The organism is Bacillus sp. IT-79MI2 (assembly GCF_949768135.1).
Classification (GTDB): Bacteria; Bacillota; Bacilli; order Bacillales; family Bacillaceae_G; genus Bacillus_A; species Bacillus_A pseudomycoides.
The window spans coordinates 496,609-515,970 of the sequence record NZ_CATKPV010000062.1; the positions used below are offsets into that span (position 1 = coordinate 496,609).

General features: G+C 37.2%; 23 protein-coding genes, 1 pseudogene and 1 riboswitch. Of the genes and pseudogenes, 23 read left to right on the forward strand and 1 reads right to left on the reverse strand.

Features of this window, described 5'->3' with window-relative positions; translation table 11 throughout:
- Nucleotides 1-11 precede the first annotated feature (11 nt).
- The 8 genes from ACM6HU_RS16110 to ACM6HU_RS16145 all read left to right on the forward strand — a co-directional run bounded on the left by ACM6HU_RS16110 (nucleotide 12) and on the right by ACM6HU_RS16145 (nucleotide 6,246).
- A complete protein-coding gene (locus tag ACM6HU_RS16110; protein WP_016131077.1) occupies nucleotides 12-1,796 on the forward strand; it encodes an acyl-CoA dehydrogenase family protein in 1,785 nt (594 codons plus the stop codon).
- A gap of 261 nt (nucleotides 1,797-2,057) precedes the next feature.
- Entirely contained in the window at nucleotides 2,058-2,285 is a 228-nt protein-coding gene (locus tag ACM6HU_RS16115; protein ID WP_016112413.1) for a helix-turn-helix transcriptional regulator, read from the forward strand.
- Nucleotides 2,282-2,569 (forward strand): DUF2178 domain-containing protein, encoded by a 288-nt coding sequence (locus ACM6HU_RS16120; protein ID WP_016131075.1) that lies wholly within the window; start codon nucleotides 2,282-2,284, stop codon nucleotides 2,567-2,569. Before ACM6HU_RS16115 ends, ACM6HU_RS16120 begins: the two co-directional genes overlap by 4 nt.
- Nucleotides 2,570-2,644: 75 nt before the next feature.
- The gene (locus ACM6HU_RS16125; protein WP_033670858.1) at nucleotides 2,645-3,361 is read left to right on the forward strand and encodes an MBL fold metallo-hydrolase; all 717 of its coding nucleotides are present in this window, start codon (nucleotides 2,645-2,647) and stop codon (nucleotides 3,359-3,361) included.
- A gap of 196 nt (nucleotides 3,362-3,557) precedes the next feature.
- Nucleotides 3,558-3,743, forward strand: a complete 186-nt coding sequence (locus tag ACM6HU_RS16130) for a hypothetical protein (protein WP_016112410.1) — start codon at nucleotides 3,558-3,560, stop codon at nucleotides 3,741-3,743.
- Nucleotides 3,744-3,756: 13 nt separating this feature from the next.
- Entirely contained in the window at nucleotides 3,757-4,005 is a 249-nt protein-coding gene (locus tag ACM6HU_RS16135; protein ID WP_016112409.1) for a spore coat protein, read from the forward strand.
- A 256-nt stretch (nucleotides 4,006-4,261) separates the two neighbouring features.
- Nucleotides 4,262-5,212, forward strand: a complete 951-nt coding sequence (locus tag ACM6HU_RS16140) for an L-lactate dehydrogenase (protein WP_016112408.1) — start codon at nucleotides 4,262-4,264, stop codon at nucleotides 5,210-5,212.
- A gap of 20 nt (nucleotides 5,213-5,232) precedes the next feature.
- Entirely contained in the window at nucleotides 5,233-6,246 is a 1,014-nt protein-coding gene (locus ACM6HU_RS16145) for a PTS transporter subunit IIC (protein ID WP_016112407.1), read from the forward strand.
- A 66-nt stretch (nucleotides 6,247-6,312) separates the two neighbouring features.
- On the opposite strand, the gene ACM6HU_RS16150 is transcribed toward ACM6HU_RS16145, so the two are convergent.
- The gene (locus ACM6HU_RS16150) at nucleotides 6,313-6,966 is read right to left on the reverse strand and encodes a phosphatase PAP2 family protein (protein ID WP_016112406.1); all 654 of its coding nucleotides are present in this window, start codon (nucleotides 6,964-6,966) and stop codon (nucleotides 6,313-6,315) included.
- A gap of 141 nt (nucleotides 6,967-7,107) precedes the next feature.
- Here ACM6HU_RS16150 and ACM6HU_RS16155 point away from each other — a divergent pair, with 141 nt between their 5' ends.
- The 15 genes and pseudogenes from ACM6HU_RS16155 to sufB all read left to right on the forward strand — a co-directional run bounded on the left by ACM6HU_RS16155 (nucleotide 7,108) and on the right by sufB (nucleotide 18,936).
- The gene (locus tag ACM6HU_RS16155; RefSeq protein ID WP_016112405.1) at nucleotides 7,108-7,641 is read left to right on the forward strand and encodes a hypothetical protein; all 534 of its coding nucleotides are present in this window, start codon (nucleotides 7,108-7,110) and stop codon (nucleotides 7,639-7,641) included.
- Between the two features lie 280 nt (nucleotides 7,642-7,921).
- Nucleotides 7,922-8,287, forward strand: a complete 366-nt coding sequence (locus ACM6HU_RS16160; RefSeq protein ID WP_016112404.1) for an arsenate reductase family protein — start codon at nucleotides 7,922-7,924, stop codon at nucleotides 8,285-8,287.
- Between the two features lie 41 nt (nucleotides 8,288-8,328).
- Entirely contained in the window at nucleotides 8,329-8,712 is a 384-nt protein-coding gene (gene gcvH, locus ACM6HU_RS16165) for a glycine cleavage system protein GcvH (RefSeq protein ID WP_006096504.1), read from the forward strand.
- Between the two features lie 295 nt (nucleotides 8,713-9,007).
- Nucleotides 9,008-9,352 carry a toprim domain-containing protein gene (locus ACM6HU_RS16170; protein WP_000263236.1) on the forward strand — a complete coding sequence of 115 codons (345 nt, stop codon included), beginning with the start codon at nucleotides 9,008-9,010 and terminating at the stop codon, nucleotides 9,350-9,352.
- A 3-nt stretch (nucleotides 9,353-9,355) separates the two neighbouring features.
- Nucleotides 9,356-9,664 carry a thioredoxin family protein gene (locus tag ACM6HU_RS16175; RefSeq protein WP_077294545.1) on the forward strand — a complete coding sequence of 103 codons (309 nt, stop codon included), beginning with the start codon at nucleotides 9,356-9,358 and terminating at the stop codon, nucleotides 9,662-9,664.
- A 151-nt stretch (nucleotides 9,665-9,815) separates the two neighbouring features.
- Nucleotides 9,816-10,160, forward strand: coding sequence for a hypothetical protein (locus ACM6HU_RS16180; protein WP_033670895.1), 345 nt, complete (start codon nucleotides 9,816-9,818; stop codon nucleotides 10,158-10,160).
- 125 nt (nucleotides 10,161-10,285) lie between these two features.
- Nucleotides 10,286-10,395: riboswitch (SAM riboswitch) on the forward strand.
- 154 nt (nucleotides 10,396-10,549) lie between these two features.
- Complete coding sequence (locus tag ACM6HU_RS16185; RefSeq protein WP_016112401.1) at nucleotides 10,550-11,575, forward strand: methionine ABC transporter ATP-binding protein; 1,026 nt, start codon at nucleotides 10,550-10,552, stop codon at nucleotides 11,573-11,575.
- Entirely contained in the window at nucleotides 11,568-12,233 is a 666-nt protein-coding gene (locus ACM6HU_RS16190; protein ID WP_016112400.1) for a methionine ABC transporter permease, read from the forward strand. The genes ACM6HU_RS16185 and ACM6HU_RS16190 overlap by 8 nt, the downstream gene beginning before the upstream one ends.
- Nucleotides 12,234-12,259: 26 nt before the next feature.
- The gene (metQ, locus tag ACM6HU_RS16195; protein ID WP_016112399.1) at nucleotides 12,260-13,066 is read left to right on the forward strand and encodes a methionine ABC transporter substrate-binding lipoprotein MetQ; all 807 of its coding nucleotides are present in this window, start codon (nucleotides 12,260-12,262) and stop codon (nucleotides 13,064-13,066) included.
- A gap of 224 nt (nucleotides 13,067-13,290) precedes the next feature.
- Nucleotides 13,291-13,518 (forward strand): annotated as a pseudogene (gene metQ / locus ACM6HU_RS16200) (methionine ABC transporter substrate-binding lipoprotein MetQ); the annotation flags it as partial.
- Between the two features lie 237 nt (nucleotides 13,519-13,755).
- The gene (gene sufC, locus ACM6HU_RS16205; RefSeq protein WP_016112396.1) at nucleotides 13,756-14,541 is read left to right on the forward strand and encodes a Fe-S cluster assembly ATPase SufC; all 786 of its coding nucleotides are present in this window, start codon (nucleotides 13,756-13,758) and stop codon (nucleotides 14,539-14,541) included.
- A 15-nt stretch (nucleotides 14,542-14,556) separates the two neighbouring features.
- Entirely contained in the window at nucleotides 14,557-15,849 is a 1,293-nt protein-coding gene (gene sufD, locus ACM6HU_RS16210; RefSeq protein WP_077294539.1) for a Fe-S cluster assembly protein SufD, read from the forward strand.
- Complete coding sequence (gene sufS, locus ACM6HU_RS16215; protein ID WP_016112394.1) at nucleotides 15,849-17,069, forward strand: cysteine desulfurase SufS; 1,221 nt, start codon at nucleotides 15,849-15,851, stop codon at nucleotides 17,067-17,069. Before sufD ends, sufS begins: the two co-directional genes overlap by 1 nt.
- A complete protein-coding gene (sufU, locus tag ACM6HU_RS16220) occupies nucleotides 17,059-17,490 on the forward strand; it encodes a Fe-S cluster assembly sulfur transfer protein SufU (RefSeq protein ID WP_016112393.1) in 432 nt (143 codons plus the stop codon). Before sufS ends, sufU begins: the two co-directional genes overlap by 11 nt.
- A 48-nt stretch (nucleotides 17,491-17,538) precedes the next feature.
- Nucleotides 17,539-18,936, forward strand: coding sequence for a Fe-S cluster assembly protein SufB (gene sufB, locus ACM6HU_RS16225; RefSeq protein ID WP_016112392.1), 1,398 nt, complete (start codon nucleotides 17,539-17,541; stop codon nucleotides 18,934-18,936).
- Nucleotides 18,937-19,362: the final 426 nt, after the last annotated feature.

Sequence of the window (19,362 nt, forward strand, 5' to 3'; positions counted from 1 at the left end):
AGGAAATTTTCATGGAAAAAACAGTAGGAAGCGCAGTAAAAGGTGGTAGCTTTTTAGTTGATGATATTACAATTGATCAAGTATTTACACCGGAAGATTATAGCGATGAGCATAAAATGATAGCGAAAACGACAGAGGACTTTATCGTAAATGAAGTTCTACCAGAGCTTGAATATTTAGAGCAACATGAGTTTGATCGCTCTGTTCGTTTATTAAAAGAAGCTGGCGAGCTTGGATTATTAGGTGCTGATGTGCCAGAAGAGTACGGCGGTATTGGCCTTGATAAAGTTAGCTCTGCATTAATCGCAGAGAAATTTTCTCGCGCTGGTGGCTTTGCAATTACACACGGTGCTCACGTTGGTATCGGATCATTACCGATCGTTTTATTCGGTAATGAAGAGCAAAAGAAACAATATTTACCGCTACTTGCAACAGGTGAAAAATTAGCTGCATACGCATTAACTGAGCCAGGATCTGGATCTGATGCGTTAGGTGCGAAAACAACAGCACGCTTAAATGCAGAAGGAACGCATTACGTGTTAAATGGTGAAAAACAATGGATTACAAACTCTGCTTTCGCTGATGTATTCGTTGTATACGCAAAAGTTGATGGTGAGCACTTCACAGCGTTTATCGTAGAGAAAGAATATCCAGGCGTATCTACAAGCCCTGAAGAAAAGAAAATGGGTATCAAATGTTCTTCTACTCGTACATTAATTTTAGAAGATGCATTGGTACCAAAAGAAAATGTACTTGGTGAAATTGGTAAAGGTCATATTATCGCTTTCAACATTTTAAATATTGGCCGCTATAAATTAGGTGTTGGTACAGTTGGTTCTTCAAAACGTGCGTTAGAAATTTCAGCACAATATGCAAATCAGCGTCAACAGTTCAAACAACCAATCGCTCGCTTCCCATTAATTCAAGAAAAACTTGCAAATATGGCAGCGAAAATTTATGCAGCAGAAAGCTCTGTATATCGTACAGTTGGTTTATTCGAAAGCCATATGAGCACATTAACAGAAGAGCAAGTAAAAGACGGTAAAGCTGTAGCAGCTTCTATTGCTGAATATGCAATTGAGTGCTCTTTAAATAAAGTATTCGGTTCTGAAGTACTAGATTACGTAGTAGATGAAGGTGTTCAAATCCACGGTGGTTACGGATTTATGGCAGAGTACGAGATTGAAAGAATGTACCGTGATTCTCGTATTAACCGTATTTTCGAAGGAACGAACGAAATTAACCGTTTAATCGTACCAGGTACGTTCTTACGTAAAGCAATGAAAGGCGAATTACCACTTCTTCAAAAAGCACAAAAATTACAAGAAGAGTTAATGATGATGATGCCAGAAGAAGTAGGCGATGAGCCATTAGCACTTCAAAAATATTTAGTAGGTAACGCGAAGAAAATCGGCTTAATGGTAGCTGGATTAGCTGCTCAAAAATACGGTAAAGCATTAGATAAAGAACAAGAAGTTCTTGTGAACATTGCGGATATCGTAAATAACTTATACGCAATGGAATCAGCTCTTCTTCGTACAGAAAAAGCAATTAAAGCAACTGGTCTTGAAAAGAATAAACAAAAAGTGTTATACACTGAAGTATTCTGCCAAGAAGCGTTCAATCAAATTGAAGCAGATGCGAAAGAAACACTTATCGCAGTTGAAAATGGCGACATGCTGCGCATGATGTTATCATCACTTCGCAAACTAACTCGCCACACACCGCTTAACGTAATTCCGAAGAAACGTGAAATTGCTGCGAAAATTTTAGAAGATGAGCGTTATACAGTTTAATGAGTAAGGAAAAACAGTAGTCACATTTGTGGCTACTGTTTTTCTTAGTTTTGTTAAACTAATCTCCATTAATTACTCCGTATCGCATTTTATCCCCCATCCACGAGCTAACATCTCTCCACTTTACACTTTTCGCAGCAATCCAACTTACTTCATATGGTGTAACCTCGTTAGGCTTCCAGCCAATATCATCTGCCCAATAAAATAAATTGTTTTGTAATAGAAGAGATGCACCGAAAAATGTAAAAAATGGAGGTGGCTATGAATCAAAGAGGAAGTTTAGTAAATAATCTGATTGTACTTCGAGCGGAGAAACGTTGGTCACAAACGGAATTAGCAAATCGAGTGGGCGTTAGTAGACAAACAATAGCTTCTATTGAAGCAAATCGATACAATCCATCTCTTATTTTAGCTTTTGAAATTGCTCATGTTCTTGGTAAGGAGTTTCATGAAGTCTTTCAATATACGATAGAGGGGGAAGTGGAATGATAGTTGTAATTGGCATGATCATATCAATTGCAGGGTTAATCGGAGTGTTTTATTCTACACGTTTTGAAAGAAAAGAAGGAGAAGATGAGAGAGGGGAGCAAATTACGGGGAATGCCGCAAAAGTTTCATTGTTTGTATTTTTATTTTTGTATTTAGTCATTTTTCTAATCGGGAACCTATATTCATTGACGAGTGAACAGTATAAATTAGCAAATGCATGTTTATTGGCAGGAGTATTATGCTCCTATTCACTATCTATTTTAGTTTTGAGAAAAAGATATTAGATGAGAAAGAGCTGTTTTACATATTAATTTGTAAACAGCTCTTTTTGTTATGTTTGATTAGAAAGGGTGAATGAGATGCGAATGGTACATAAAAGTACAATTTATCAATTAACATTTTTTCCAAATCTATTTCCAATCAATTGCTATTTTGTTGAAGAAGAGGAAGGGTTAACTTTAATTGATGCCGCTTTGCCCTTTAGTGCAAAGAAGATTTTAGAATCAGCTCGAACAATCGGAAAACCAATTACGAACATTGTTATAACACATGCACATGATGATCATGTAGGTGCAATTGATGCGTTGAAGCAGGTACTTCCTAATATTCCTGTTTATATTTCGAAAAGAGATGCCCGCTTGCTTGAAGGAGACATGTCATTGCAGCAAGGGGAAGCGAACGTTCCAATAAAAGTTGGAGTATCTAAAAAAATACAGACGATCCCAGATGTGCTTCTGCAGGAGGGAGATCAAGTTGGATCTCTTTTCGCAATTGCAGCTCCAGGTCATACACCAGGTTCGATGGCGTTTTTGGATACAAGAAATAATACATTGATTGCTGGAGACGCATTTCAAACAAGAGGAGGAGTGGCGGTGGCAGGACAGATTAAGTGGCTCTTTCCGTTTCCTGTGTTTGGAACTTGGGATGCAGAAACAGCATTAAAGAGTGCTCAGAAACTGTTACGATATAAACCGTCTGTATTGGCGACAGGGCATGGAAAGATGATTGAGGATCCGATGTTACGTATGCAACGAGCGATTGAAGAAGCGGAGCGAAATTTAGTGAGAAAGGTGTAAAGAAATGGGAAGATGAAGTGATGTGGGGGGGAGTTTTAATTGAAAAGGTCCCTCAATAATGTAGAGGATTCTTTGCTAAGAATGGACCTTTTATTTTTTAGTGGATCATCATCTTATACTCTCACTTTACATGTATACAATCCAAAAACAAATAAATACTAAATGATGAATGAACAAAGAAAGGAAGGTCTTTATTATGCCAAATTTAACAGAGCTTGAGCTTGAAAATTTACGTCATATTATCGGAGGACATGCGACAGTTGCGAATAAATTAGATCAGTATGCGCAGCAGTGTACAGATCCTCAATTGAAACAAATGTTACAGCAAGATGCACAAGCAGCAAGAAATACAAGACAACAACTAATGTCCTTTTTAGGTTAGGAGTGTATAGGTTATGAATGAAAAAGATATGGTTAACGATTATTTAGCGGAATTAAATGCTAGTTTGACTGGTTATGCGAATTACATAGCGCAATCGGATAACGCACAGTTACATCAAACGTTGATTCAAATTCGAAATCAAGATGAATTAAGGCAACGTAAGGTATATGAATATGCGAAGCAAAAAAATTATTATCAACCAGCTGCTCCTGCAAATCCGATGGTTGTTCAGCAAATGAAAAGTCAGTTAAGCGCACAGTAATGCATAAAAAAGCGAGTGAATCTTGGATGATGATTCACTCGCTTTTTTTATGCATTTATATATGTCAATAAACACGTATGAAATATTTTTCCAGTTGTAACAAATATGACGAAAAGTTTGCAGGGGATGTCACAAAAAGTACAAAATGTTTGTTCAATGTTTCACAAAGTATCTATAGTTTCTACAGTGAGAATCTCTATAATAAAAAGTGTAAAGAACAAATAAAACATTACATAATTACTTAGGAGAGGTTCTTATGAATAGAAACACAAGAAAAATCGCAATTATTGGGACTGGATTAGTTGGATCAAGCTGTGCATATTCAATTGTGAATCAAGGCATCTGTGAAGAATTAGTATTAATTGATATAAATCATGAACGTGCAGTTGGCGAAGCGATGGATTTATCACACTGCGTTAACTTTACAAATACAAGAACAAAAGTATATGCAGGTACTTATGAAGACTGCAAAGATATGGACATTGTGATTATTACAGCAGGTCCAGCTCCAAAACCAGGACAAAGTCGTTTGGATACTTTAGGAGAAAGCGCGAAGATTATGGAAAGTGTTGTAGCAGGTGTAATGGAAAGTGGATTTGACGGTATCTTCTTAATTGCATCGAATCCAGTTGATATTATTACTTATCAAGTTTGGAAATTATCTGGTTTACCAAGAAATCGTGTGCTTGGTACAGGTACATCATTAGACTCTTCACGCTTAAGAACAATTTTATCTGAAATGCTTGAAGTAGACCCTCGTAGCATTCATGGTTACTCATTAGGTGAGCATGGTGATTCACAAATGGTTGCTTGGTCTCACGTAACAGTTGGCGGAAAACCAATCTTGCAAATTTTAGAAGAGCAAAAAGAACGTTTCGGTGAAATCGATTTAGATGAAATTGTGGAGAAAACTGCTAAAGCTGGTTGGGAAATTTATAAACGTAAGGGTACTACTTATTATGGAATTGGTAACTCACTCGCTTATATTACAAGTTCTATCTTTAATGATGATCACCGCGTGATCGCTGTTTCAGCAATTTTAGATGGTGAATATGGCGAATATAATATTTGCACAGGTGTACCAGCAATTATTACAAGAGATGGTGTAAAAGAAGTTGTAGAACTAAACTTAACAGAAGCTGAAGAAGGCCGACTTGCACAATCAAATGATGTTTTACGTGACTATATGAAAACAATCGGTTACTAAACTAGGAGAAGGTGAAACAGATGAAGGAATATATAATGTCTCGTGTATTTAAAGGTTCTGCCGGAATTGCACAAGGTATTTTCGTATCCCTTGGAATTGGTTTACTTATCGAAAATATAGGGAGAATTGTTGATATTCCGATGTTAATTGCAATTGGGGTTGTTGCGAAATCACTGATGGCACCAGCAATTGGAGCAGGGATTGCTTTCATGCTTGGGGCAAACGGACTTGTCATTTTCTCAGCGATGGTTGCCGGAGCGATTGGAGCAGGGGCGATTTCGATGACTGAAGCCGGCTTAATTATTAAAACTGGGGAACCAATTGGTGCGTTATTAACAGCAACTCTAGCGGTTTATATCGGTAAAAGATTAAGCGGAAAAACTGCTTTAGATATGATGCTCGTTCCATTTGCAGCAATATTAGGGTCTGGTATAGTTGGTATTTGGTTATCTCAAAATATTAGTCCTGTATTAAATACAGTTGGCGCATTTATTAAAGACAGCTCAGCTGGTAGCCCATTTATTGCTTCAATCGTGCTTGCGGTTGTTTGGGGACTATTACTTATCTCTCCAGCTTCATCAGCAGCTCTAGCAATTGCACTTAGCCTAGACGGTGTTGCAGGCGGCGCAGCACTTGCAGGATGTGTCGCTCAATTTATCGGATTCTCTGTTATCTCTGCAAAAGAAAACAACTTAGGCGGTATTTTAGCACAGGCACTTTGTACTCCGAAAGTACAGTTGCCGAACATTACTAAAAATCCAATGATTCTCGTCCCAACTGTCGTTGCCAGCGCCATTGTGGGCCCTGTATCTGCACTGATTTTTCACTTGGAAGCAGGTAAAGAAATTGCAGGTCTTGGATTAAGTTCTCTTATTGCACCAATTAATTTAATTTCTAGCCAAGGATTTGGTGTTGTACCAGCAATGGTCATCACTTATATCATAATCCCAGTAGCTGTTTCTTATATACTTTACATCGCGTTACGAAAAGCAGGTCGCATTCATTCTGGCGACATGACTGTGCCACAATCTTAAGTTACAATTGAAAATCTTCTTTATATAGTAAAAGCAGACTGAAGAAGCCACAGTCTGCTTTTTTGTTTACATTTTAGAGGTTTGTCTCGCAGGAATTGTAATCGTGTCTTTTCGGTTTACTAGTAAAAGCTGCACACCGAAGTATAGCGTACTTGCAACTGCCATACCGGAAACGGCATCTAAGAAGGCATGTTGCTTTGTAAATAACGTCGATAAAATAATAAGTGAGCCAAAGAAAGTAAGAATGTAATATTCCCATCTGTGCTGTTCTCTTCGCTTATAAGCCGCTAACATAATCACAAATGTTGTGAGAACGTGGATGCTAGGAAAACAGTTTACAGGTTGATCAATACTATAAATATAGCGAACTAAGTCAGAAAATATATCTGTCCCTACTACTGTTGGACGTGGTACGGTTGTTTGCCAAAAGTAGTAAATCGAAAAGCACGTAAGCTTTCCTAGGATAACGCTGCTTAATGTTACATAATATTGTTTTCGATCTTTAAAGCAATAATAAATGAGTGCGCCGTATAAGTATGGGAACCAAATTAAATACGGAATAATAAATGCCTTCACAAATGGAATCCAATCATCAACTACTGTTGTAACATCAACAGCATGAACGCCAGATTTATTCAGTACATCGTAAAGGGGACTTACGAGTACGAGTAGAAGTATATAACTTAATGGAAGAAAAGATGAAAGTTTATATTTTTTCATGACTATCTCCTAGTGTTTAGTAATGTAAGTAAATCCAGTTGATTATAATATAGAAAATCAAAATGGGCTATCAATTTTACTTACATTTTTTTGCATTAACCTTACATTTTTGTCACTTGACTTTTAATGGGAGGATGAGATATGAAACGTTTGCTTATTTTGTTGGTTCTTATATTGTTATGTCTCGTGGGAGCTGGATGTGCAAAGAATAAGGATGTGCCATCTGCTTTAGAGTATAGCGGAAGAGCGCTTGTAATTGGAGTTATCGGTGAGGCGCCAAAGGATACGTTTAGAAACATAAAGTTTGTGAAGGTGAATTTAGATCAGATAAAAGAGAAATCAGAGAAAGTCGACGGATTTCTCGTTATGAAAGAATATTTTCAAGAAGCATCAGAAGAAAAATATACAGAGCTATTTTTAGGGTTAAAAAAGCCAGTGTTTTTTATCGGTTTAAAGGATAAGCCATATTTGATTTTTATAGAAAAAGATTTGGATTATAACAATGCACCAACAGATAAAGCAATGATGTATACACAAGGATTTGTAAATCTAGGAAGTGGTGAAGGGCAGTATTGGGGCACTGGTTTATACAATGAGACGATTTCGGAGCAAAGTATTCATAATATGTATATATACGTATTTCAAACGATTGCAGATTATTTGAGCAGGCATTGAGAAGCTCCGGACTAGGGGCTTTTTATTTTTTAGTTATTTAAATAAACGTTTGTTTAAGATGTATGTTCGGTCTAAATGATACATAATGAATGAAGAGGGGGGAATTTTTATATTTATTTTTTTATATATTATTTTTCTTTAAATGGCGGAAAATAAGGAAAATTTGCAGGATAAAAGAAAATTGTCGCGAAATAAGTTAAAGTTTGGAGAAGAATCGTTTGAAATAATAAAACGTTTTCTATATGATAAAGGTAAAGGTTAGTAAAAAGTAGGTGAATTTATGGCAGTAACATTTTATTCATATCCAAAGTGTGGCACATGTCAAAAAGCAAAAAAATGGTTTGAGGCAAACGATGTAGCATATGAAATGATTCATATTGTTGAAAATCCACCGTCAAAAGAAGATTTGCGTAATTTACATGTGAAAAGTGAATTGCCATTAAAAAAATTCTTTAATACAAGTGGAATGCGTTACCGTGAACTTGGCTTAAAAGATAAGTTAAAAGATGCAAGTGAGGACGAAATGTTTGAGCTATTAGCATCTGATGGCATGTTGATTAAACGTCCAATCGTAACAGATGGCACGAATGTAACACTTGGTTTTAACGAAGAGCAGTTTGAAAGTGTGTGGAAAAAGTACCAATAAGGTATTTTTACATAATTAATACATTCACTGGAGGTACAGTCATGAGCATTCCAAATCATTTACGTTACTCTGAAGAACACGAATGGGTAAAAACTGAAGGCAACGAAGTTGTTATCGGTATAACTCATTTTGCACAAAGTGAGTTAGGCGATATCGTATTCGTTGAACTTCCTGAAGTAGGTGCAACAATTGAAGCTGACGAGCCATTCGGAAGCGTAGAATCTGTTAAAACAGTTTCTGAATTATACGCACCTGTAAGTGGTAAAGTTGTGGCAGTAAACGAAGAATTAAGCGACCAACCAGAACTTGTTAACGAATCTCCGTACGAAGGTGCATGGATGGTTAAGATTGAACTTTCTGATGCAAGTGAAGTAGAGAAGTTATTATCTGCAGAACAATACGCAGAAATGACAAACCAAGACTAATTTTAGTCGAGATAAAAAGGACAGCCTATGTGCTGTCCTTTTTATTTTGCATTGTGTGAACGAGCCGCCTGCGCTTTTCTTTGTCTAGCTCCGCCTCCTAGCCCCTCATGTCTAAGAACCTTCCGCACAAGAAGACAAAAAGCGTCTTCTGTGCGAAAGAACCTTAGCCAACGGGGCTAAACAGTCGACTCCGCTTTTCTTTGCAAAAATAAACAGGAAACAACATGAAAAGAACGAATATACTATATACTAAAGTAAGGTTGTTTTATAGTATATGGTGATCGGGTGATGACATATGGTCTATGTAGAGAAAGTCATTATTGTCGAAGGAAAATCAGATAGAAGAAAGATTGAATCTATTATTCGCGAACCAGTGGAAATTGTTTGTACAAATGGTACAATTGGTTTGTCGAAAATGGATGAACTCATTGATCAGTTTTTTGATAAAGAAGTATATGTGCTAGTGGATGCTGATGCTGCAGGTGAAAAGCTCAGAAAACAATTTCGTAAAGAATTTCCGCAAGCTGAGCATATTTACATTGATCGTTCGTATCGTGAAGTGGCAACTGCTCCTTCTAATCATTTAGCGAACGTATTATGGGGAGCTGACATTGACGTTTATACAGAATATTTACGGTAAGGAATGATAGAAGTGATTGACTGGACAGGTGCTGAAGCTACAGCTTTAATAGCAGACCAAGAAAAAACAGTGTTATATGTATATACACCGATGTGTGGAACATGCCAATTAGCAAAGAAGATGTTAACAGTTGTAGAAGCTACTATATCTGATTTGGAAATAGGAATGCTAGATTTAAATTACGCTCCGCATTTAGCGCGAGAATATGAGGTAGAAAGTGTACCTTGTTTACTCGTATTTGAGCGGGGAACACTTATGAAGAAAATATATGCATTTCATTCAGTTGAATATTTATATACAGAATTACAGTAGGCGGCAATGTTTTTGCCGCCTCGACATATTTCTTGGGAAATATGTCTGAAAGATAGAAGTGATACGTTATTTGTCGAGAGAAAGTAACAGGATTGCTCTTTAAGAAGATGGAATGGTATTAGTAGAAAGTGATATGAAGGATGTGATTAGAGTGGGATTATATTCGTTGCTTCAATCATTTGTAACGTATGCCAATAGCCAATATCATTTAGAGCCACTTCTACGGCAAGGAGAAAAAATAATTAATATCCGTTTGGGAGCTGAGTGTTATTCACTTCAAATCTCAAGAGAGTATATACAAATTTTGAAAGGAACCAAGGGAACAGAACAAATTGTTTGTTTTGGGGAGGAAGACCTACAGCGATTAGTTACTGGGAATATTAGGTTACAAACTTTAATTAATAATGGGCGTGTACACTATTCTGGAACGTATCGCACGATGCTATTATTTGAATCAGTGTTTCATATATGTAAACCAATGCCAGTAGGTGCTTAATATTCTGAAGTTTCGTTTTTTGTGAAAATTTCTGTTGACATAGTGGGTGTATATTGATAAAATTCAATTCATAAAATATAGACAATTTCATAAATTTCAAATCAGACGAAAATTGAATCTGATTTCTCTTATCAAGAGAGGTGGAGGGACTGAGCCCTATGAAACCCGGCAACCGTCAACTTTTATGTTGAAATGGTGCCAATTCCTGCAAAGCAAATGCTTTGAGAGATGAGAGGAAGGGATAATGTTGATATACGCATATAAACCTTTCTGCTCATTCTAGAGGCAGAAAGGTTTTTTTGTTGTTTGAATGAGGAGGACGTTCGAATAACAAAATTTTAAGTGAGCAAGCCGCTTGCGCTTTTTAAATCAAAAAGGGGTGATACACCATGATTCTATTAGAGAATGTAAAGAAGATATATAAGTCAAAAAGCGGTGATGTCACTGCTGTGGATAACGCCAATTTAAAAATAGAGAAAGGTGAGATATTTGGTGTTATCGGATATAGTGGTGCTGGAAAAAGTTCTTTAATTCGATTGTTTAATCAATTAGAGAAACCAACTTCCGGACAGATTACGATAGCTAATCGTGTTATTTCAGCAATTACTGGAAATGAACTGCGCAAGGCAAGACAAGAAATTGGGATGATTTTTCAGCATTTTAACTTACTTTGGTCACGAACTGTACGTGAAAATATCGCTTTTCCACTTGAGATTGCAGGGGTGGATAAAGTGCAGCGAAGAAAGCGCGTGGATGAGTTAATTCGCCTTGTTGGATTAGAAGGAAGGGGCGATGCATATCCATCTCAATTAAGCGGAGGACAAAAGCAGCGCGTTGGGATTGCAAGAGCATTAGCGAATAATCCGAAAGTACTCTTGTGTGACGAAGCAACATCGGCACTTGATCCGGAAACGACAGATCAAATTTTAGATTTACTATTAGATATTAATAAGCGCCTTGGCTTAACAATTGTATTGATTACACATGAAATGCATGTGATTCGTAAAATTTGTAATCGCGTTGCGGTAATGGAAAAAGGAAAAATTGTAGAAAGTGGTCCTGTACTAGATGTATTCCGTAATCCACAGCAAGAGATTACAAAGCGATTTGTACAACAGATAACAGATTCTGAAGATACAAATGAAACAATTGAGAGCTTATTAGAAAAATATCCAGATGGAAAAGTGATTCGTTTGCAGTTTATTGGTGATTCCGTAGAGCGTCCAGTACTCCAGAGATTAATGCGGCGGGATGATATAGAAGTAAGTGTACTGCAAGGGAATATTGCTCAAACAAACAATGGATCGTATGGAAGCTTAGTGGTTCACCTAAATGGTGAGGAAGTAGCAATCCAGCAAGCGATAGAAGGAATCAATCAAGAGCAAGTAGAGCTGGAGGTGATTGCACATGGATAAGTTACTCGCAAACGTTGATTGGAATCAAATGCTAGAAGCAACAGGTGAAACATTATATATGACGGCAATCGCAGCACTTGTGACATTTGCTCTAGGTCTCATTTTAGGATTATTACTTTTTATGACGGCAAAGGATAATTTGTGGGAAAACAAAGCGATCCACACAGTGATTGGAGCATTTGTAAATATCTTTCGTTCCATTCCATTTATCATTTTAATTATTTTATTAATTCCATTTACGAAGATTCTTCTTGGAACAATTCTTGGGGCAAGCGCAGCACTACCAGCTTTAATTATTGGAGCAGCACCATTTTATGCAAGGATGGTTGAAATTGCACTTCGTGAGATTGATAAAGGAGTAATTGAAGCTTCAAAAGCAATGGGGGCAAAAACGAGCACGATTATTTGGAAGGTATTAATACCAGAATCACTGCCAGCACTTGTTTCTGGCATTACAGTAACAACAATTGCGCTTGTTGGTTACACAGCAATGGCTGGTATTGTCGGAGCTGGTGGTCTTGGTACCCTTGCTTATTTAGAAGGATTTCAGCGCGGAAATAACGATGTGACGATCGTTGCAACAATTTGTGTACTATTAGTTGTTTTCTTACTTCAATGGATTGGTGATTTTGTTACAACTCGAATTGATAAACGATAGATATAAAAAGGAAGGGTGTTTACAGCATGAAAAAATTATTACTTTCAGCACTTATTACAACTTCAATTTTTGGGTTAGCTGCTTGTGGCGGGAAAAGTGAAGATAAGCTTGTTGTTGGTGCTTCTAACGTACCGCACGCTGAAATTTTAGAGAAGGCAAAACCGTTACTTGAGAAAAAAGGTATAAAATTAGAAATTAAACCATTCCAAGATTACGTACTGCCAAATAAATCATTAGCGGATAAAGAGTTAGATGCAAACTACTTCCAACATATTCCGTACTTAGAAAAAGAGATTAAAGACAAAGGATATAAATTTGAAATAGCAGGAAAAATACATCTAGAACCAATCGGTGTGTATTCTCAAAAGTATAAAAATTTAAAAGACCTTCCAGATGGAGCAACAATTATTATGAGTAACTCTATTACTGACCATGGACGTGGTTTGGCAATTTTACAAAAAGAAGGTATTTTGAAAATTAAAGATGGTATAGAACCTGTAAAAGCAACTGTAAAAGATATTGTGGAAAATCCGAAAAACTTGAAGTTCAAAACAGATATTGAGCCTGGTTTATTACCACAAGTGTATAACAATAAAGAAGGCGATGCAGTTTTAATCAATTCAAACTATGCAATTGATGCAAAATTAAATCCGGAAAAAGATGCGATTGCGATTGAAGGCAATGATTCTCCATATGCAAACGTAGTTGTTGTTCGTAAAGGTGATAAAGATAAAAAAGAAATTACAGCACTTGTAGAAGTGTTACATTCGAAAGAAATTGAAGACTTTATTAATAAGGAATATAAAGGTGCGGTTATTCCTATTAAAGAATAATTTGAAAAAAATAAGAGCTGACGTTTGCCAGCTCTTATTTTTTACTGGGGTAAGAATAACTATGAATGAAGAATCTGTATGCAAAAAGTTCTAGAAATTACAAAAAAGGCGTCATCATATGAAGAAAATCACACTATCAATTTTTATAGAAGTCTTTGTATTTGCATTAGCTGGTTGCGGCGGAAAAGATAAAAATACGCTTGTTGTTGGTGCTCGAATGTGCCGCATTATTCATTAACTCAAACTATGCAATTGATGCAAAATTAAACCCAACAAAAGATGCAATTGCAATTGAAGGATCAGATTCTCCGTACACAAATATTATTGCGATTCGCAAAGGTGACGAAAATAGAAAAGAAATTAAAGAGCTTGTAGAAGTATTACATTCAAAAGAAATTCAAGATTTTATTAAGAAAGAATATAAGGGCGCTGTACTTCCAGTAAGTGAATAGGCGTAGGAAAGGGCTAGGGAATTTCTAGCCCTTTTTTCTTTATATATATAAGAAGAAAAGTGTATCATAATAGGATGTGAGGGAAGTACTTATATACATTTGTGAAAAAATTGTTACATTTTCTCAGTGTTTGCGATAACATTTTATTTGATATAAAATGAGAATGAGAATAAAATGAGAATGTGAATGTTTTAGGAATTTTTAAAATGTATATAGAGGATTAATGGAGGTATTGAGATGGCTGGTTCTACATTAACGGTTAAAGACTTACATGTATCAATCGATGGTAAAGAAATCTTAAAAGGTGTAAACCTTGAAGTAAAAGGTGGAGAAATCCACGCAATTATGGGACCTAACGGAACAGGTAAATCAACTTTATCTTCTGCAATTATGGGTCACCCAAAATATGAAGTAACAGAAGGTAGCATCATCATCGACGGTGAAGATGTATTAGAAATGGAAGTAGATGAGCGCGCACAAGCAGGTCTATTCCTAGCAATGCAATATCCAAGTGAAATTAGCGGAGTAACAAACGCTGACTTCTTACGTTCTGCAATTAATGCACGTCGTGAGGAAGGCGAAGAAATTTCTCTTATGAAATTTATCCGTACATTAGATAAAAACATGGAATTCCTAGAAATGGATCCAGAAATGGCACAACGTTACTTAAACGAAGGTTTCTCTGGCGGTGAGAAAAAACGTAACGAAATTCTTCAATTAATGATGATTGAGCCAAAAATTGCAATCTTAGATGAAATCGACTCTGGTCTTGATATCGATGCATTAAAAGTTGTATCTAAAGGTATTAACCAAATGCGTGGCGAAGAGTTCGGTTGCCTAATGATTACGCATTACCAACGTTTATTAAACTACATTACTCCAGACTTCGTTCACGTTATGATGAACGGTCGCATCGTTAAATCTGGTGGCCCTGAGCTTGCACAACGTCTAGAAGCTGAAGGTTACGACTGGATCAAAAAAGAATTAGGTATTGAAGACGAAACAGCAGAGCAAGAAGCGTAAGAGAGGAGCATAAATATGACAATCGGTACATTACCTTTCGATCAAGAAACAATCCGTCAGCGCGCAAGCGAAGTAAACGAAGCTGCTTGGTTGACTGAGTTCCGCTTACAAGCTCTTGCACAAGCAACTGAACTTTCAATGCCAACGCCTGATAAAACAAAAATCGATAAATGGGACTTTATCGGAAAAGGCCACACTGCTAAGCAAGAGCCTGTAAGTTCTTTAGAGGAACTTCCAGAAGCAGTGCAAAAGTTAATTGATACAAATAATAGCGTACTTGTAGGACGAAGTGGTACAACAGCATTCGTTTCTTTAGCAGACGAAGCAAAAGAGAAAGGCGTTATTTTCACAGATATCGTTACAGCTGCAACTGAGCATGCTGAACTCTTACAAAAGTATTTAATGAAAGATGGCGTGAAAGTAAATGAGCATCGCTTAACAGCACTTCATGCTGCATTAATCAACGGCGGTGCATTTGTATATGTTCCGAAAAACGTTGTTCTTGAAACACCACTTCAAGCTGTATTCTTGGTAGACGGCGAAGAAGCAAACGTATATAACCACGTATTATTCGTAGCTGATGCCAACAGTTCTGCAACATACGTAGAAAATTACGTAGCAAACGAAACTGTTACAGGTATTGCAAACATCGTGGCAGAAGTAATCGTAGAACAAGGTGCACAAGTGAAATTTGGTGCGGTTGATCTATTAGCAAAAGATGTAACATCTTACGTGAACCGCCGCGGCGTTGTAGGACGGGATGGACGTCTTGAGTGGGCATTAGGCCTTATGAATGACGGAAATACAATTTCAGAGAACGTAACGAACTTAATGGGAGACGGATCATTTGCTGATACAAAAACAGTAACAATTGGCCGTGGTAACCAAACACAAAACTTTACAACAAAAGTTGTTCACTTCGGTAAACACTCTGAAGGATTCATTTTAAAACACGGTGTACAAAAAGATAGCGCAACATCTATCTTTAACGGAATTGGTAAGATTGAACACGGTGCATCTAAATCAAATGCACAACAATCTTCTCGCGTTCTTATGTTAAATGAAAAAGCACGCGGTGATGCAAACCCAATTCTTTTAATTGACGAAGACGATGTAATGGCAGGGCACGCAGCTTCTGTAGGCCGCGTAGATCCACTGCAACTATACTACTTAATGAGCCGTGGTATTCCGAAGCAAGAAGCAGAACGTTTAGTCATCCATGGATTCTTAGCACCTGTAGTAAATGAGCTTCCAATTGAAGGAGTAAAAGCGCAGCTTGTTGAGGTAATTGAAAGGAAAGTTCGCTAATGAATATTCATGAAATACGCAAACAGTTTCCAATTCTTGATCAAAAGGTGAACGGCAAACAACTTGTATATTTCGATAGTGCAGCAACTTCTCAAAAACCAATTCAAGTCATTGAAACGTTAGAACGTTACTATAAAGAATACAATTCTAACGTGCATCGCGGTGTTCATACGCTCGGTACGAAAGCTACCGATGCGTATGAAGGTGCACGTGAGAAGGTTCGCAAGTTTATTAACGCGAAATCAATGGAAGAAATTATTTTCACGCGCGGAACAACAACTGCATTAAATACAGTAGCTGCAAGCTATGGCCTGGAAAATGTAAAAGAAGGCGATGAAATCGTCATCTCATACATGGAGCATCATAGTAATATTATTCCGTGGCAACAAGTTGCGAAGAAAACGGGCGCAACTTTAAAATACCTTCCGCTTCAGCAAGACGGAACAATCTCATTAGAGGATGCTCGTCAAACAATTACACCGAATACAAAAATCGTTTCTATTATGTATGTGTCTAACGTACTTGGAACGATTAATCCTGTAAAAGAGATTGCAGAAATCGCTCATCAAAATGGTGCAATCATGGTCGTTGACGGTGCACAAAGTACACCTCATATGAAAGTGGATGTACAAAATTTAAACTGTGATTTCTACGCATTATCCGCTCATAAAATGTGCGGGCCTACAGGTGTCGGCGTATTATATGGTAAGAAAGAATTGCTAGACAATATGGAGCCAATTGAATTTGGCGGCGAAATGATTGATTTCGTAGACTTACAAGATTCTACGTGGAAAGAGCTTCCGTGGAAGTTTGAAGCAGGTACACCGATTATCGGTAATGCGATTGGACTTGGAGCGGCAATTGATTTCCTAGAAGAAATCGGTCTTGATAATATTGAAAAGCATGAACATGAATTAGCGCAGTACGCTTTAGAAAGACTATCAGAAGTAGATGGCGTTACAATTTATGGACCAAAGCATCGTGCTGGTCTTGTTACATTTAATATTGATGAAGTACATCCGCATGATGTGGCAACAGTATTAGATGTAGAAGGCATTGCGGTTCGCGCAGGACACCACTGTGCACAGCCGCTTATGAAGTGGTTAAAAGCTTCTTCTACAGCACGTGCAAGCTTCTATTTATATAATACAAAAGAAGAAATTGATACATTTGTTGAAGCGCTAACGAAAACAAAGGAGTATTTCACAAATGTCTTTTAATAATTTAGATACGTTATATCGTCAAGTTATTATGGATCATTATAAGAATCCTCGTAACCATGGCGTGTTAGAAGATAGTGTTACAGTTAACTTAAACAATCCAACTTGCGGCGATCGTATTCAACTTACGATGAAAGTAGAAGAGGGAATTGTGAAAGAGGCGAAGTTTGAAGGAGAAGGTTGTTCCATCTCCATGTCTTCAGCTTCGATGATGACGCAAGCAGTAAAAGGAAAGAAAATTGAAGAGGCAATTAAGCTTTCTAAAATTTTCTCTGACATGATGCTAGGAAAAGAGTATGATGACAGCGTAGATTTAGGAGATATTGAAGCATTACAAGGCGTATGCAAGTTTCCAGCACGTATTAAATGTGCAACATTAGCTTGGAAAGCGTTAGAAAAAGGCTTAAACGAAGATAAGTAATGTTACAGGTTCCTAAACACGAGGTTATCTAAGGAGGGACATACCAACATGGCGAAGAAACTGCCAGATATCGGCGATTATAAATATGGTTTCAAGGATAAAGATGTTTCGATTTTCCGTGCTGGACGCGGTTTAACAAAAGAAATCGTTGAAGAGATTTCACGTATGAAAGAAGAACCACAGTGGATGTTAGACTTCCGTTTAAAATCACTGGATAAGTTCTATGAAATGCCAATGCCACAATGGGGCGGCGATTTAAATGACCTAGATTTCGATGAAATTACGTACTACGTAAAACCATCTGAGAAATCTGAGAAGTCTTGGGATGAAGTACCTGACGAAATTAAAGCGACATTTGATAAATTAGGTATTCCAGAAGCTGAGCAAAAATATTTAGCTGGTGTATCTGCACAGTACGAATCTGAAGTTGTATACCACAACATGAAAGAGGACCTAGAAGATCTAGGAATCGTCTTCAAAGATACAGATAGCGCATTAAAAGAGAACGAAGATATTTTCCGTGAGCATTTCGGAAAAGTAATCCCACCAACTGACAACAAATTCGCAGCATTAAACTCTGCAGTTTGGTCTGGTGGATCATTCATCTACGTTCCAAAAGGTATCAAAGTTGATACACCACTTCAAGCGTATTTCCGTATTAACTCTGAGAATATGGGACAATTCGAGCGTACGCTTATTATTGTAGACGAAGGCGCACACGTACACTACGTAGAAGGTTGTACAGCTCCTGTTTACACAACAAACTCACTGCATAGTGCAGTAGTAGAAATCATCATTAAGAAAGATGCATATTGCCGTTATACAACAATCCAAAACTGGGCGAACAACGTATACAACCTAGTTACAAAACGTGCTGTTTGTGAAGCGAACGCAACGATGGAATGGATTGACGGTAACATCGGATCTAAATTAACGATGAAATACCCAGCAGTTATCTTAAAAGGCGAAGGCGCTCGTGGTTTAACATTATCTATCGCGATTGCTGGTAAAGGCCAACACCAAGATGCTGGTGCGAAAATGATTCACTTAGCACCAAACACATCTTCAACAATCGTTTCTAAATCGATTGCGAAACATGGTGGTAAAGTAACGTACCGTGGTATCGTACAATTCGGACCAAAAGCGACAAACTCTCGCTCTAACATCGAATGTGATACGTTAATCATGGATAACCAATCTACATCTGATACAATTCCTTACAACGAGATCAAAAACGATCACGTTTCACTTGAGCACGAAGCGAAAGTATCAAAAGTATCAGAAGAACAATTATTCTACCTAATGAGCCGCGGTATCTCTGAGCAAGAAGCTACAGAAATGATCGTAATGGGCTTCATTGAGCCATTCACTCGCGAACTTCCAATGGAATACGCAGTTGAAATGAACCGTCTAATCAAGTTTGAGATGGAAGGTAGTATCGGTTAATTTAAAAGTAGAAGCGCCCTGTTTACAGGGCGCTTTTTTAATTGGATGCAAATATATCAATCGTTGCTCCCGATATATCGGTGTTATTTTTGAAATACCGGTGCTTCGACACGATATAAAGACCTTGCGACGATGTTGGACATGTGAAAAGCCGCTGAAAAACTATCTAGTTTGAGTAAGGGGAAAAATTTTATCAATATACAAAAATTGAGATTACATGATATAATTTTTAAAAAAAGGAGGTGAGTATTTTAAAAGTTCTAAACCATGTTGAAGGAATAAAATTACTAGTATGTTTATTAGTTGGTTTATGTACTATTAATTATTCGTTTATTTCCTTCGCTGAAACATAAACAAGTAATTTAGCTGATGCAACAAAATTATTCTAAAAAAGGAGTTGAGTTTTTTGAAAATTACAAAAAATAT